This window comes from Halobacterium wangiae (assembly GCF_021249345.1).
GTDB classification, from domain to species: domain Archaea; phylum Halobacteriota; class Halobacteria; order Halobacteriales; family Halobacteriaceae; genus Halobacterium; species Halobacterium wangiae.
The window spans coordinates 563991-576058 of sequence record NZ_CP089588.1 but is presented as its reverse complement, the minus strand read 5'-3'; the positions used below and the strand labels follow the sequence as shown (position 1 = coordinate 576058).

Genomic DNA, 12068 nt, shown 5'->3' with positions numbered 1-12068 from the left:
TATGGCAGACGACGAGGGTGGACCGACGTGCCCGATGTGCGAGGCGCACCTGTTCAAGCGCCACTGCAAGTACGTCTGCCCGCAGCACGGCGTCATCATGGACTGCTCGGACAACTTCTGGGTCTCGTAACTCACGTTCGCCGTGCCCGCCACGTGCGGTGCGCCACCGGCGTCAGGACGAGTAGCGCCGCGAGTGCGCCGCCGACGAGCAGCGTCGCGTCGACGTGCGCGGCGTCCATCGTGAACGCGTTCAGCCCACTGCCGAGGGTTACCGTCGCCACCACCCACGGGAGTTCGCCGACCAGCGTGCCCGCGACGAACGCGCGCAGGCCGACGCCGCCGGCACCCGCCGCCGCGGAGATGGGTTCGGAGGGCGTCGGTGCGAGGCGCGCGGCGACGACGCCGCGGAGGTCGCCGGTCGCGTCGAAGAACCGTCGGCTCCCGTCGGTGAACCGCCCGAGTAGGCGGCCGTCCGCGGGGGCGCGCCGGCCGACGACGTAGGCGGGGAGACTGGTGCCGACCGCGCCGACGAGCGCGACGGGGACGCCGACGGCGACGCCGTACCGGAAGCCGACGAGCGCCGACAGCAGGCTGATCGGCCAGCCGAGGAACGGACGGACGGCGTAGAGGCCGACGGCGAGCAGCGGGAACCAGGGGCTGGCGACGGCCGTGCGCAGCACGCCGAGCGCACGGTCCGGGCGGACGACGACGGCGACGGCCACCAGCGCGGCGACCGCCGCGCCGGCCGCGTACCGCTTCATCGGCGCCCGCTACCCGGGGGAGGCGCTTATCGTTGTCCATCCGCGCAAGCGTCAAGTGCGCCGTCGACCCAGGAGTACGCATGAGCGACGGCGACGCGGACCACGCTGGCGACCAGACGGCCGACCCCGTGGAGCTGGGCGTGGAACTCCTCTCGAAACTGGAGTTCGAGTCGCTGTCCGTCGCCGACGCCATCGACCGCATCGAGACGGTGACGACCCACCCGCGGCGGACCCGCGAGATCCTCGACGCCGCCGAGGAGCGCGGTGTCATCGAGCGCGAGGACGGCGAGGTGTACCCCCAGGGCGGCGCCTACGTGTCGTTCCGCTCGGAGGTGTTCACGAAGGAGGGGGAGTTCTCGTGTCGGCGCTGCGGGTCGACGATCTCGACGGGCTACTTCGTCCGGCTCGACGCCGGCGAACTCGGCGCGTTCGGGTCGTCGTGCATCCGGAAGGTCACTGGTCGGGAATGAGTTCGCGGAGCGCCGCGAGGCGCTCGCGCTGGGCCTCCAGGACGGCCTGCTGTGCGTCGAGGACCTCCCGCTGTCGATCGATCGTCTCGGCCATCTCGGCGACGACGCCCTCCATCTCGTCGAGTTCTCCGTCCAGTTCCTCGGGCGCGACGGGTGGTTCGATCTTCGCGGCCGCCGTCTCGAAGCCGCTGGACTCGAACTCGTCGTCCTCGCCGGCCTCGGCGGCGGCTGCGGTCTCGGCCGGCTCCTCGGCGACCTGGGCCTGGGCGCCACCGGCCTCGGTCGCCCCCGTGACCGTCTCGCTCTCGTCCTCGCCGACGCCGCTGGTGTCGATGGGGTCGACGCCGCCGCCGAACGACACCTCCTCGGTGGCCGTCTCGTCGTCCTCGTCGACGTTCATCCGCGCGAACTCCTCGGCGCTGGCCGCGTCGTGGAAGGCGTAGACGCCCTCCTCGACGGTCTCCCGGACGTCACGGAACTCCTCGTTCGGCGCCTTGATGCGCTGGGTGCGTCCGGTGGTCTCGAGGACGAGCTGGCTCGCGACGTTGCCGTCCTCGACGTCGATACCTGTGACCGCCTCGAAGTCGATCTCCTCGTAGTCCGGCCCCCACACCGCCTCGCCGATGTGCCTGACGACGCGGTCGCTGGTGACGACCAGCGTGAGTTCGCTGAACCGGTAGGTCCGCTTGACGGTCTCGCCAGGCTGCGTGACGCCAGCCGCGTTCAGCACGCCCGCGATGATCGGGTGGAGCACGTCGTCGAGTTTCCCCGACGGCACGGAGAACGTCTCCTCGCCGTCGAGGCCGTAGTCGAGCGTGACCTTCGCCTTCCGTCGTCCCTCGCTGACCTGGATCCCCTCGGCGTCGTGCGAGAACTCCTCGACGGTCTCGTCGCTGAGCAGTCCGTCCGCCCGGTAGATGATGGTTCGCGTCGGCGTGACGAACAGCGCGTCCTCCCCCTTCAACGGCACGTGCGCGGCGACGTCCTCGTCCCCGAGCGACGACTGGACGAGCGCGGGTACGTTCATGTACGCCCGAAGCCACCCCCTCGGCATAAACCCGACGGGTAGCCACCGGAGATGAGAACGTTAAAGAATGGGCTCCGCCTAGCGGAGACTGCGCCCGGGTGGCTTAGCTGGTCATAGCGCCGCACTCATAGGGTTCCGAGCTTCGGTGCGGCAACCCACGCCACGTGGTTGTTCGGCATGTCCGCGAGGCCCGCCGAGCCTCGAACCTGGGACATGCGGAGATCGAGGGTTCAAAACCCTCCCCGGGCATTCTTCGACGCGACGACGACCAGAGCGAGGCGTCCGTCGAACGTTCGAGAGGAGAACCGGCAACGTAGGGAGCACGAAACGCTTCCGTAATTCGAAGCCCGCTCCACATGCTCGTCCTACTGTGCTCACCCGCCGTGAGCACGTCCAGTATCGGCCGAACACGCAGTCGCGACCGACAGTCTGCAGAACGGTCGTTCCGGGTGCCGACGACGGTGGGACGCAGCGGCTAGACCGCCCGACAACGCCACCATACTCTCCGCAAGACCGGCTTAAAAAACGCGTGCTGCAGAGAGTGGCAGACAGCGCCTCAATAACAATGCAGTCGAGCTTTGAACGTTCTACCGTGTCGGGTGGAAACTCACCACTGCGCAGAGTAGAGTCATGAACGCGACGTCCGGGGGAGCGGGGGGCTCCGACAGTCGAGTCAGGATTCGTCGATACGACCCCCGCGACCGCGCCGACGTGCTCGCGCTCGACGAAGTCGTCTGGGACCGCACGAGGAGCGAATCGTGGTTCGCCTGGAAGTACGAGGAGAACCCCTACATCACCGAACCACCGGTGTTTCTCGCACTCGCGGACGGACGTGTCGTCGGAGCGCGCCCGTTCATGGCGTTCCGACTCCGTGCGGGGGACACGACCCTCTCTGCCCTCCAGCCGTCGGATACGATGGTCCACCCCGACTACCGCGGTCGCGGGATCTTCACCCGGATGACGGAGGCCGCGATCGCACACTACGAGGACCGGACGCCCGAGCTGTGCTTCAACTTCCCGAACGAGCAGGCGTGGCCGGGCTACGAGAAACTCGGGTGGCGAGCAGTCGACGAACAGCAGACCTACTACCGCATCCAGAACCCGACCGCGTTCACCGGTTCGACGCTGGACGGCCAGCTCACGAAGCACGCCAGCAGAGTGGCGAACCCCGCTGCTCGGACACTCCTGTCGCTGTGGACCCGGGTCGGCCTGTCGCCGGAGGCGTTCACCGTCGAAGTGGAATCCGGTGCTCCAGTGGAGACGCTCACCACGCTCTACCGGCGAGAGATCCCCGAACAGATTCACGCGTCCCGGGACGAGGCGTTCTACCGCTGGCGGTTCGCCAGCCCGGTCTGGAGCCGTCGAACGTACGTCGCGACGGAGAACGGGACCCAAGTGGCTGGCCTCGTCGCGCGCACGCGCACGACGGAAGCTGGTATCACACTCACCCAGATCGTCGAGGTGGTGCCGCTCGCGGGGGGTCGCCGGCGGTCCGCCGCCCTCGCCTGCCTGCTCGACAGGGTCGTCGCCGACCACGTCGACTCGGACGTCCTCGCCGCAACCGAGGGGGCGCTCCCCGACGACCTGCTGGTGCGAAGCGGGTTCTTCCCCGACGACCGCCTGCCGCTGTCGCGGTTCACCGACCACCGGAGCACGTTCGCCGTCCGGCCACTCGGCGACCTGAACGAGGACGCGTGGACCGTCAACGACTACCGGCTCACGGACACCTCGAACTGGCTACTGTCGTTCTGCGAACGAGACACGACGTAGCGACCGACACCGACAAACGACTATTCAGACTATGACGGACACTACAGACCGAGCGATCGAGACGCTGTACCGAATTTACACGATGGGGCTCGTCGTTCTCGCCACGCCGATCATCCTGACCGACTACTTCAAGCCCGAGACGGGCGCGGAGTACGGCGTCGGACTGCCCACGAAACTCCGGCTGGTGTGGCAGATGGCCCGGAACAACGGCCGGATTCCGACGGGGTCGACGTTCCTCGAACATCTCACTATCGCGACGAAGATTCTCGAACTGCCGGCGGACACGGAGGGGAGCATCGTCGAGTGCGGCTGTTACAAGGGTGGGAGCACGGCGAACCTGTCGCTGGTGGCGAGCGCCTGCGGCCGTCAGCTCGACGTCTTCGACTCCTTCGAGGGGATGCCCGAACCCTCCGAACGCGACGAGGCACACGTCCTCGTCGAATCCGAACAGGTCCACACGTACTCGGAGAACTCCTGGCGAGCGTCTCTCGAGGAAGCCCAGGCGAACGTCGCAGCGTACGGCGACCCCTCGGTCTGTACGTTCCACCGGGGGTACTTCGAGGAGACGCTCCCGGAGTTCGAGGCGGACTGCGCGCTGGTCTTCCTCGACGTCGGCCTGCGGGATTCGGCCGAGACCTGCATCGAACACCTCTGGCCCGCCCTCGTCGACGGCGGGTACCTGTTCACGCACGACGTGAAACACATCGAGATCTCGTCGCTGTTCTTCGACGCCGACTGGTGGCGACGACACCTCGACACCGAACCCCCTGGACTCATCGGAGCGGGCAGCGGTCTGGGCCTCCACCCCGACAGCAACGGCTTCACGAGCCTGCTCGGCTACACCGTCAAGAACCTCGAAGAGTCGGCGTTCGAGCGCGTCGCCGAGACGGGCGCCGGCAACTGCGTCGACGTCTCGCTACGGGGCCAGAAGTAGAGCCTCTGGACGGGGCAGCGACGTCGCGTTCCGACTCCCGAGCAACAGTCGAACGGGCCGGACCAGACGGACCTCAGTTCTCCACCCGCTGCCTCGCCGACGGGAGTCGCGGACAGTCGAGCGGCTACCCGAGTGCGCCCGAGTTGTCACTGCGGTGTCCAGAGTGGCGACGGCCGTGCGGGTCGCCAGCGTCCTCACTCGACGACCGACGGACCTCGGGCGTGCCAGTGGCTGCCCTCCGTCAGACGCCCCGAATATGGCGGGATTTCTAGGGGACCACGAAGAACGCCTCAGAACCCTCGATAAAACGTCTAAACGATTATAAACACGTCCTAAACTGACGTTACTTCGGGGCTGACGAACTGAATCGGGGTGAAACGATTCCAACGGTCGGCCCCCTATATGGTGGCGCCACCAGTACACTGTGATGACGAGGTGAACTCCTGATGTCAACCCCCTCCCGCTCCGCTCTCGCCGAAGCTGCATCGGACGCCGTCACGACGCCAGCGTCCGCGACGGTCCTGAAGCCCCTGGAAGTCGTCGGCTTCTGGTCCGCCGTCGCCCTCCCGTTCCTCTACCTCCCGCTGGTCGTCGCTGGCCCGACGTCGCCGGCCGAACAGACCGCGCTCGCCGGACTGGTCGTGGCCCACGTGGTCGCGCTCCTGGTCGGCCGCCGCCACCGCACCGACGACTGACCCACTCCTCGCCCGAAGACGCACCGCTTAACACCGGCGCTCTCCTCGCTTCTCGCATGGGTCTCGACTCTGTTCCGCTCGGCCGTACCGGCCTCAAGGTCTCGGAAATCGCGTTCGGCACCTGGCGGTTCGGCCGGGAGAACGACGAGGGCGACGTCGAAGTCGGGCGCGAGCGAGCACACGAACTGCTCGACGCGTACGCCGACGCCGGCGGTCGTTTCATCGACACCGCGGACATGTACGGCGCCGGCCGCGCCGAACAGTACATCGGCGAGTGGCTCGCCGACCGCGACCGCGAGGACTTCGTCGTCGCCTCGAAGATCTACTGGCCGACCCGCGACGACCCGAACGGACGCGGTCTCAACCGCAAACACCTCCGGAACAACGTCGACGAGATTCTCGACCGCCTCGGCACGGACTACGTCGACCTGCTGTACATCCACCGCTGGGACGACGACACGCCCGCCCGCGAGTTCATGCGCACCCTCGACGGGTTCGTCCGCGATGGGAAGGTGAACTACCTCGGGACGTCGACGTTCGAGCCGAACGCCTGGAAGGTCGCGAAGGCCAACGAGATCGCGCGCCGCGAGGGGTACGAACCGTTCACCGTCGCTCAGCCCCGATTCAACGCAGTCAATCGCGAGATAGAGGGGAACTACCTCGAGATGTGCGACGACTACGACGTCGGCGTCGTGCCGTGGTCGCCGCTCGCTGGCGGCTTCCTCACCGGGAAGTACACTCGCGGCGAGGAGCCGCCGGAGGGGACGCGGGGCGCGACGGACCAGCAGTTCGTCGACTCCTACCTCACGTCCGAGAACTTCGATGCCCTCGAGGAGGTCGAGGCCGTCGCCGAAGAGGTCGGCGCGTCGCCGGCGCAGGTCGCACTCGCGTGGCTCACGCACCACGACAGCGTGGTCGCACCGATCACTGGTGCCCGGACGCCAGAGCAGCTCCGCGAGAACCTCGACGCCGCGGACATCGACCTGAACGACGACCAGTTCGAGCGCATCGCCGACGCGAAGTAGCCGCCTCCTCTACGCCCACGACGTCCGGACCTTCCCGAGTTCGTCGGCGAGCGCGCGCCGCTTCAGTAGGCAGAAGCCCGCGAAGATGACGACGAAGCCGCCAGCGGTGTACACCGTGATGGGTTCGCCCAGCAGCAACAGCCCGACCACGGCGGCGAACACGGGCGCAACGTAGCTCACGAGGTTGATCTCGATGGGGCCGAGGCGGTCCAGCAGTTCGAAGTACACCAGGAAGCCGGCGGCGGAGGCGGCCACGGAGAGGTACGCGATCGAGATCAGTGCGTCCCAGTTCGTCGGAACCGCCTGTGTCTCGCCGAGACCGAGGCTGAGCCCGTGCATGAGCAGCGCGCCCAGCAGCATCGCCCACGCTTCCATCGTCTCGATGGAGAGGTCGTCGTCGACGCGCTGCATGAGGACGCTGCCGAGCGCGAAACACGCGGCAGCGGTGAACACCAGCATGACGCCGACCGTGCTCTTCCCGAGGAGGTTCGACGGGTCGGGGTTCGACAGCACGACGACGCCCACGAGGCCGAGCAGCAGCCCGGCGATGCCGCCCACGGAGAGGCGTTCGGCTGGCAGGAACGCACGCGCGAACCCGGTGGTCAGCACGGGGCCGAGACTGATGCCGACGGCGGCGACGGCGCTCGTGACGTGTGGGTTCGTCTCGCCGACGAACAGGAAGGCGTGGTAGGCCGCGATCATCAGGACGGCCGCGATGCCGACGACTGTCCAGTCGGCCCGCGACTGCGGCAGCCACCTGTCGGCAACGTACGCCGCGTAGGCGAGCATGAGGACGCCGGCGATGTCGTAGCGGACGGCCGCGAACAGCACGGGCTCGAAGCCGGCGTTGAGGCCGGCCTTGATGGCGACGAACGCCGACCCCCAGACGGCAGCGAGCGCGAGGAACAGTCCTGCGTCCCGGTAGTTGGTCACGCCGAGAATCCGCCCGCGAGGGGGTTTACGCTTTCGAAGCGGGGCACGTCTTGCCGCCGCTTCGGCGACCGAGAGTCACGCTCCGCTGCGCTCGGCGTGGAGTGCGCGTAGCACGTCCTCGCGCGTGACGAGGCCGACGAGCACGTCGCCCTCGACGACCGGGACGCGGTTCACGTCACGCTCGTCGGAGGCGAGGATGGCGAGCACGTCGTCCAGGCTCGCGTCGGGTTCGACGGTGAGCACGTCCGTCGTCATGATCTTCCGGACGGGCTTGCCGGCGTGGCGCGCGAGGTCGAGTTCGGACTCCAGTTCGTCCCACGAGAGGTCGAAACCGTACTCCAGGGACTCGAGGAACGGCGGGAGGCCGATAGGGATCCAGACGGTGCGGTCTTTCGGCTGGAACAGCTCCACCATGTCCCGCTGGGTGACGACGCCGACGAGGCGGTCCTCGTCGTCCACCACGGGGAAGCCCGTGAAGTCCCGGCGAGCGAGCTTCCGGAGGACCTCGCTGACCTCCTCGTCCTCGTGGACGGTCTCGACGTCGGCCGTCATCAGGTCGCGTGCCTGCATACGTGGAGAGTCACGGGCACGCCACGTATCGTTTCGGTTTCGGCGCACTGCTTAAGTGGTGGCGCGGAAAACGAGTAGTATGGCCATCGTGGGCCGGTCAAATCTCCGCGACCTGTTCGACGACTCTCCGACGCCGCACATCGCCCACCCGCCGCGCTCCCATCGCCGGGACTTCTACGTCGCCACCGACGGCTCCTACGCGAGCGACGGGAGCGGCCTGGGCGTCATCATCGAGGCACGAGACGGCGAGCGGGTAGCACGCCTCTCGGTACCCGACGAGGCGCCGAACAACAACGTCGCCGAGTACCGCGCGCTCCACCTCGGCCTCGACACGCTCGCCCACCGCGCGCCGGCGAACGCGAGTGTCGGCGTCCTCGTCGACCACAACAACCTCGCGGGCAACGTGAACGCCGCGATGCTCGCCTCGCGCACGCGGGACTATCGCCCACTCAAGGAGTTCTCCGTCCCGGCGTCCGCGGAGCACCACTGGCGGGGCATCCGCGCCCGCGTCGTCGGCTTCGAGGAACTCCGGGCCGCCCAGGTCGACAGCAAGCGCAATCCGGCCCACGTCCTCGCCAACGAACCCGGCCAGTACGCCCACGTCAACCAGGAACCGGCGCGCTGCCTGCTCCCGGAGGTGCCGGAGCCCGACCCCCAGATTCCGCCGCCGTCCCGGGCGGACAGACACGCCAGCGACTGAGCAGTCGCTGCCCCTTCTCGACCGAAAGCAAACCTCCCCGTGAACCGACGCCAGTAGCCGGCTATGCGCGACCGGAACGCGGTCGTCGGATCGGCGTTCGTCCTCGGCGCCGCGTTCACGGCAAACGCGGCGCGAATCGGGGGTGGTCGGTGGTGGCCGGCCACCCGTTTTTCGTGGTGGCTACCGTACATGTCGTATGGGCCCCGAGGACCTGACAACCGACGTCTGGCGGGTCGACCCGAACGAGTTCCCGGCGGACGCCACGGTCGCAGAGCAGGCGCGGTTCCTGCTCCGCTACGCCGTGCTCGCGCCGTCCAGCCACAACTCCCAGCCGTGGCGGCTGGACGTCGACGGGGACGCCGTGACCGTCGAACCCGACGAGTCGCGCTGGCTCCGGGTGGCCGACCAGTCCCACCGCGAACTGTACGTCAGCCTCGGGTGTGCCGTCGAGAACCTCGTCGTCGCCGCCGACGCGTTCGGTTTCGACCCCCGCGTAGCGTACGAGACGGACCGCGACGCCCTCACTGCGACCGTCCACCTCGGCGACCGCGACTCCGGACCCGTCGACCGGACGCCGACGTTCGCCGCGCTCACGGAGCGCTCGACCAGCCACGCACCCTTCGACGACCGGCCCCTCGACGACGCCACGCTCGACCGCCTCCGGGACGCCGCTGGCGACTACGCCGGGAGCCTCCACGTCGTCGCCGCCGACGACAAGCGGGCGGTCGGCGAACTCCAGGCGGAGGCCGACCGCGCGCTGATGGACGACCCCGAGTACCGCCGCGAACTCGGCCACTGGGTGGGGACCGGCGCGCTCGGCGCGTCATGGCTCGCCGCCCGGGTCGGCCAGCTCGCCGTCACCCACCTCGACCTCGGCGGCCGCGAGGCCCGGAAGAACTCGAAACTCATCGGGTCCGCGCCCGCCGTCCTCGTCCTCGCGACGCCCGACGACGACCACTCTGCCCACGTCGACACCGGCCGCGCGTTCGAGCGTATCGCCCTCGCCGCGACCGCCGCCGGCGTCGCCGTCCACCCGATGAGCCAGACACTCGAACGCGAGTCGACCCGGGAGCGCCTCGCCGACGCGCTCGGAATCGCCGACGAGCATCCCCAGCACCTGTTCCGCGTCGGCTACGCTGACGAGGCCACCGACCACACGCCGCGCTGGCCCGTCGAAGCGGTGCTCGCGGACGACGACTGAGACGGCGGGGGCCGTCGGTTCTCAGTCCGGCGCCGTCCCGTCACACTCCCTGGACGTCGGGGGACTGGTGCTCGGCGGGTCGGTCGTCGGTCCGCACCCGAGTGGAGGGGCCGCCGTGGGCGTCCTCGTCCCGGAACTCGGCGTCGCCGTCGGCGTTAGCGGCGGGCAGCCGGATCGTCACGGCGCTCCCGCGGGGCTCGTTCTCGTCGAAGGAGACCGTCCCGTTCGAGCGGGAGACCAGCCAGTAGACGATCCAGAGCCCCAGTCCGCTCCCGTGTTCGAGCGGGGTCTCGCTCCCGGACGCGATCACGGTCCGTTCGCCAGCCGGGATACCCGGGCCGTCGTCCCTGACTGTGATCTCTACGGCGGTCTCATCACTGTCCACTGCCACCGTCACCGTCGGTTCGGCCGTGTCGTTGTGCTCCACGGCGTTCTCGAGGAGGTAGCTGACCGCCGTCGCGACGCTCTTCCGCCCGGTCACCCTCGCTCTCCCGGCCGCGGCCCCGCGCACGGAGAACGCCGCGGCCGGGTAATCGGCCCGCGCGTCCTCGACGCTCGACTCGACGACCGGCACCACGTCGACCACCTCGCGCTCCGGGGAGGGGTCGAGGTCGACGCCGATGTGGTGGGCCTTCTCCCCGACGGAGATCATCCGCGTCGCCTTCCGGGCGATCAGCTCAGCGTACTCCCGGTCGGCCCCCGACAGCGATTCGGCGAGGAGTTCGGCGTACCCCTGCACGACGTTCATCTCGTTGCGGATGTTGTGTCGGACGATCCGGTTCATCACCGAGAGGCGCTGTTCGTGACGCCTGACCACCTCGAGTTCGGTGATGTCGCGGAAGACGAGCAGCGTCCCGAGCTGCTCGCCGCGGAAGTCGGTGACCGAGTCGGTCCTGAGTTCGTACGACCGGTCGACGTCGTCGACGTGGACGGAGAGCACCTGGCCGTCGAGGTCGGCGACTCCGCCACGGGACCCCGCCCGCCGCTGGAGGCGGCTCGGGCCGCGCCCGAGGACGCTCGTCCCCACCTCGTTGCCCTCCAGCACGTCGCCGGTATCGTCAACGACGACGAAGCCGTCCCCGACCTCGTCCAGCAGCATGTTCCCGGCGACCGGAGCGAAATCGAGCATCCTGAACTTGAACAGCGCGAGGCCGTAGAGGACGCCAGTCGACGTCATCGCGAACGTCGTCAGGTCGACCGCGGGGAACGGGCTGAGGCCCGGGAAGACGTTGTAGAGGACGTTCGCGCCGAGCGGGACGACGACGCCGAGGATCAACAGCGCGGACTGTCGGCGGTAGACGCGGCTGCCGCGCACGAAGACGGAGGCGATCATCGCCAGCCCCGCCCCGATGAGGAGGTAGGAGTACGCGTAGTTCACCCAGTACCAGACGCCGAACTCGACCGCCGGGAGCGCGACGGCGCCCGTCTGGTCGACCGTGACTGACTCCCAGACGAGGGGGCTCTCGGGGTACGTCCAGACCAGCGCGAGCGTGACGAGCGGTTCCACGGCGAGCAGTGCCGGGGTCCAGTCGGGGAACCAGTCGTCGAAGCCCGCGTACTCTACCCCGAGCAGGAACAGGGCGGCGGGGACAGTGACCGACCCGACGAACGCGATCTTGTCCCACAGGACGATGGCGGCCGTATCCGTGAACCCGAGTTCGATGCCGTAGGCGATAGACCACCAGGCCAACCCGAGCATGAGCAGTACGAACGGACCGCCCGTCCGCTCCCGGCGGTGGCCCCAGGCGAACGCCACGACCAGCGCGGAGACGACGCCGGCGAGGAGGTTGGGGAGGACGTAGATTGATGGGGTCCAGGCCATGGTGGTCCCGTTGCTCTGACGACAATTATCGGAGGGGTACGTCAATGTTCGCACTGGGGAAGTCCGGCAGGAACGGCCGGAACGTAGCGCTCGGTGGCGAGTGCTGGAAGACCGCTGCACCGAGAACGGGGCCGGAGAACGGAACCGTAGTCGGGCTACG

At 68.7% G+C, this 12068-nt stretch carries 13 protein-coding genes and 1 tRNA gene; 9 read left to right on the top strand and 5 right to left on the bottom strand.

Going from position 1 to position 12068, the window contains the following annotated elements:
* Nucleotide 1 precedes the first annotated feature (1 nt).
* The gene (locus LT965_RS16550; protein WP_269782709.1) at nucleotides 2–130 is read left to right on the top strand and encodes an HVO_2523 family zinc finger protein; all 129 of its coding nucleotides are present in this window, start codon (nucleotides 2–4) and stop codon (nucleotides 128–130) included.
* 1 nt (nucleotide 131) lies between these two features.
* On the opposite strand, the gene LT965_RS03025 is transcribed toward LT965_RS16550, so the two are convergent.
* On the bottom strand, nucleotides 132–761 hold the full coding sequence (locus LT965_RS03025; protein WP_232702540.1) for a TVP38/TMEM64 family protein: 630 nt from the start codon (nucleotides 759–761) through the stop codon (nucleotides 132–134).
* A gap of 80 nt (nucleotides 762–841) precedes the next feature.
* Here LT965_RS03025 and LT965_RS03020 point away from each other — a divergent pair, with 80 nt between their 5' ends.
* Nucleotides 842–1231: a DUF5830 family protein gene (locus LT965_RS03020; protein WP_232702539.1), complete on the top strand. Its 390-nt coding sequence runs from the start codon at nucleotides 842–844 to the stop codon at nucleotides 1229–1231.
* On the opposite strand, the gene LT965_RS03015 is transcribed toward LT965_RS03020, so the two are convergent.
* The gene (locus tag LT965_RS03015) at nucleotides 1215–2258 is read right to left on the bottom strand and encodes a DUF7115 domain-containing protein (RefSeq protein ID WP_232702538.1); all 1044 of its coding nucleotides are present in this window, start codon (nucleotides 2256–2258) and stop codon (nucleotides 1215–1217) included. The two genes, LT965_RS03020 and LT965_RS03015, sit on opposite strands and share 17 nt — an antisense overlap.
* A 92-nt stretch (nucleotides 2259–2350) precedes the next feature.
* Between LT965_RS03015 and LT965_RS03010 the strand changes: the two genes are divergently transcribed.
* The 5 genes from LT965_RS03010 to LT965_RS02990 all read left to right on the top strand — a co-directional run bounded on the left by LT965_RS03010 (nucleotide 2351) and on the right by LT965_RS02990 (nucleotide 6682).
* A tRNA-Met gene (locus LT965_RS03010) sits at nucleotides 2351–2507 on the top strand.
* A gap of 381 nt (nucleotides 2508–2888) precedes the next feature.
* Nucleotides 2889–4028 (top strand): GNAT family N-acetyltransferase, encoded by a 1140-nt coding sequence (locus LT965_RS03005; RefSeq protein ID WP_232702537.1) that lies wholly within the window; start codon nucleotides 2889–2891, stop codon nucleotides 4026–4028.
* Between the two features lie 31 nt (nucleotides 4029–4059).
* Entirely contained in the window at nucleotides 4060–4962 is a 903-nt protein-coding gene (locus tag LT965_RS03000) for a TylF/MycF/NovP-related O-methyltransferase (RefSeq protein ID WP_232702536.1), read from the top strand.
* A 446-nt stretch (nucleotides 4963–5408) separates the two neighbouring features.
* Entirely contained in the window at nucleotides 5409–5657 is a 249-nt protein-coding gene (locus LT965_RS02995; RefSeq protein ID WP_232702535.1) for a DUF8028 family protein, read from the top strand.
* 56 nt (nucleotides 5658–5713) lie between these two features.
* A complete protein-coding gene (locus LT965_RS02990) occupies nucleotides 5714–6682 on the top strand; it encodes an aldo/keto reductase (protein ID WP_232702534.1) in 969 nt (322 codons plus the stop codon).
* 9 nt (nucleotides 6683–6691) lie between these two features.
* On the opposite strand, the gene LT965_RS02985 is transcribed toward LT965_RS02990, so the two are convergent.
* Together LT965_RS02985 and LT965_RS02980 are read right to left on the bottom strand one after the other, a co-directional pair.
* Entirely contained in the window at nucleotides 6692–7615 is a 924-nt protein-coding gene (locus tag LT965_RS02985) for a DMT family transporter (protein WP_232702533.1), read from the bottom strand.
* A 75-nt stretch (nucleotides 7616–7690) separates the two neighbouring features.
* Nucleotides 7691–8185 carry a CBS domain-containing protein gene (locus tag LT965_RS02980; protein ID WP_232702532.1) on the bottom strand — a complete coding sequence of 165 codons (495 nt, stop codon included), beginning with the start codon at nucleotides 8183–8185 and terminating at the stop codon, nucleotides 7691–7693.
* 79 nt (nucleotides 8186–8264) lie between these two features.
* Here LT965_RS02980 and LT965_RS02975 point away from each other — a divergent pair, with 79 nt between their 5' ends.
* Together LT965_RS02975 and LT965_RS02970 are read left to right on the top strand one after the other, a co-directional pair.
* Nucleotides 8265–8885 (top strand): ribonuclease H, encoded by a 621-nt coding sequence (locus tag LT965_RS02975; RefSeq protein ID WP_232702531.1) that lies wholly within the window; start codon nucleotides 8265–8267, stop codon nucleotides 8883–8885.
* 196 nt (nucleotides 8886–9081) lie between these two features.
* A complete protein-coding gene (locus LT965_RS02970) occupies nucleotides 9082–10086 on the top strand; it encodes an Acg family FMN-binding oxidoreductase (RefSeq protein WP_232702530.1) in 1005 nt (334 codons plus the stop codon).
* Between the two features lie 40 nt (nucleotides 10087–10126).
* On the opposite strand, the gene LT965_RS02965 is transcribed toward LT965_RS02970, so the two are convergent.
* Nucleotides 10127–11908: a sensor histidine kinase gene (locus LT965_RS02965; RefSeq protein ID WP_232702529.1), complete on the bottom strand. Its 1782-nt coding sequence runs from the start codon at nucleotides 11906–11908 to the stop codon at nucleotides 10127–10129.
* Nucleotides 11909–12068 lie beyond the last annotated feature (160 nt).

Coding starts and splice junctions, on each gene's coding strand:
- LT965_RS03015 (WP_232702538.1), bottom strand. CDS start 2,258: ATGAACGTACCCGCGCTCGTCCAGTCGTCGCTCGGGGACGAGGACGTC.
- LT965_RS03005 (WP_232702537.1), top strand. CDS start 2,889: ATGAACGCGACGTCCGGGGGAGCGGGGGGCTCCGACAGTCGAGTCAGG.
- LT965_RS02980 (WP_232702532.1), bottom strand. CDS start 8,185: ATGCAGGCACGCGACCTGATGACGGCCGACGTCGAGACCGTCCACGAG.
- LT965_RS03020 (WP_232702539.1), top strand. CDS start 842: ATGAGCGACGGCGACGCGGACCACGCTGGCGACCAGACGGCCGACCCC.
- LT965_RS02975 (WP_232702531.1), top strand. CDS start 8,265: ATGGCCATCGTGGGCCGGTCAAATCTCCGCGACCTGTTCGACGACTCT.
- LT965_RS02965 (WP_232702529.1), bottom strand. CDS start 11,908: ATGGCCTGGACCCCATCAATCTACGTCCTCCCCAACCTCCTCGCCGGC.
- LT965_RS03000 (WP_232702536.1), top strand. CDS start 4,060: ATGACGGACACTACAGACCGAGCGATCGAGACGCTGTACCGAATTTAC.
- LT965_RS16550 (WP_269782709.1), top strand. CDS start 2: ATGGCAGACGACGAGGGTGGACCGACGTGCCCGATGTGCGAGGCGCAC.
- LT965_RS03025 (WP_232702540.1), bottom strand. CDS start 761: ATGAAGCGGTACGCGGCCGGCGCGGCGGTCGCCGCGCTGGTGGCCGTC.
- LT965_RS02970 (WP_232702530.1), top strand. CDS start 9,082: ATGGGCCCCGAGGACCTGACAACCGACGTCTGGCGGGTCGACCCGAAC.
- LT965_RS02990 (WP_232702534.1), top strand. CDS start 5,714: ATGGGTCTCGACTCTGTTCCGCTCGGCCGTACCGGCCTCAAGGTCTCG.
- LT965_RS02995 (WP_232702535.1), top strand. CDS start 5,409: ATGTCAACCCCCTCCCGCTCCGCTCTCGCCGAAGCTGCATCGGACGCC.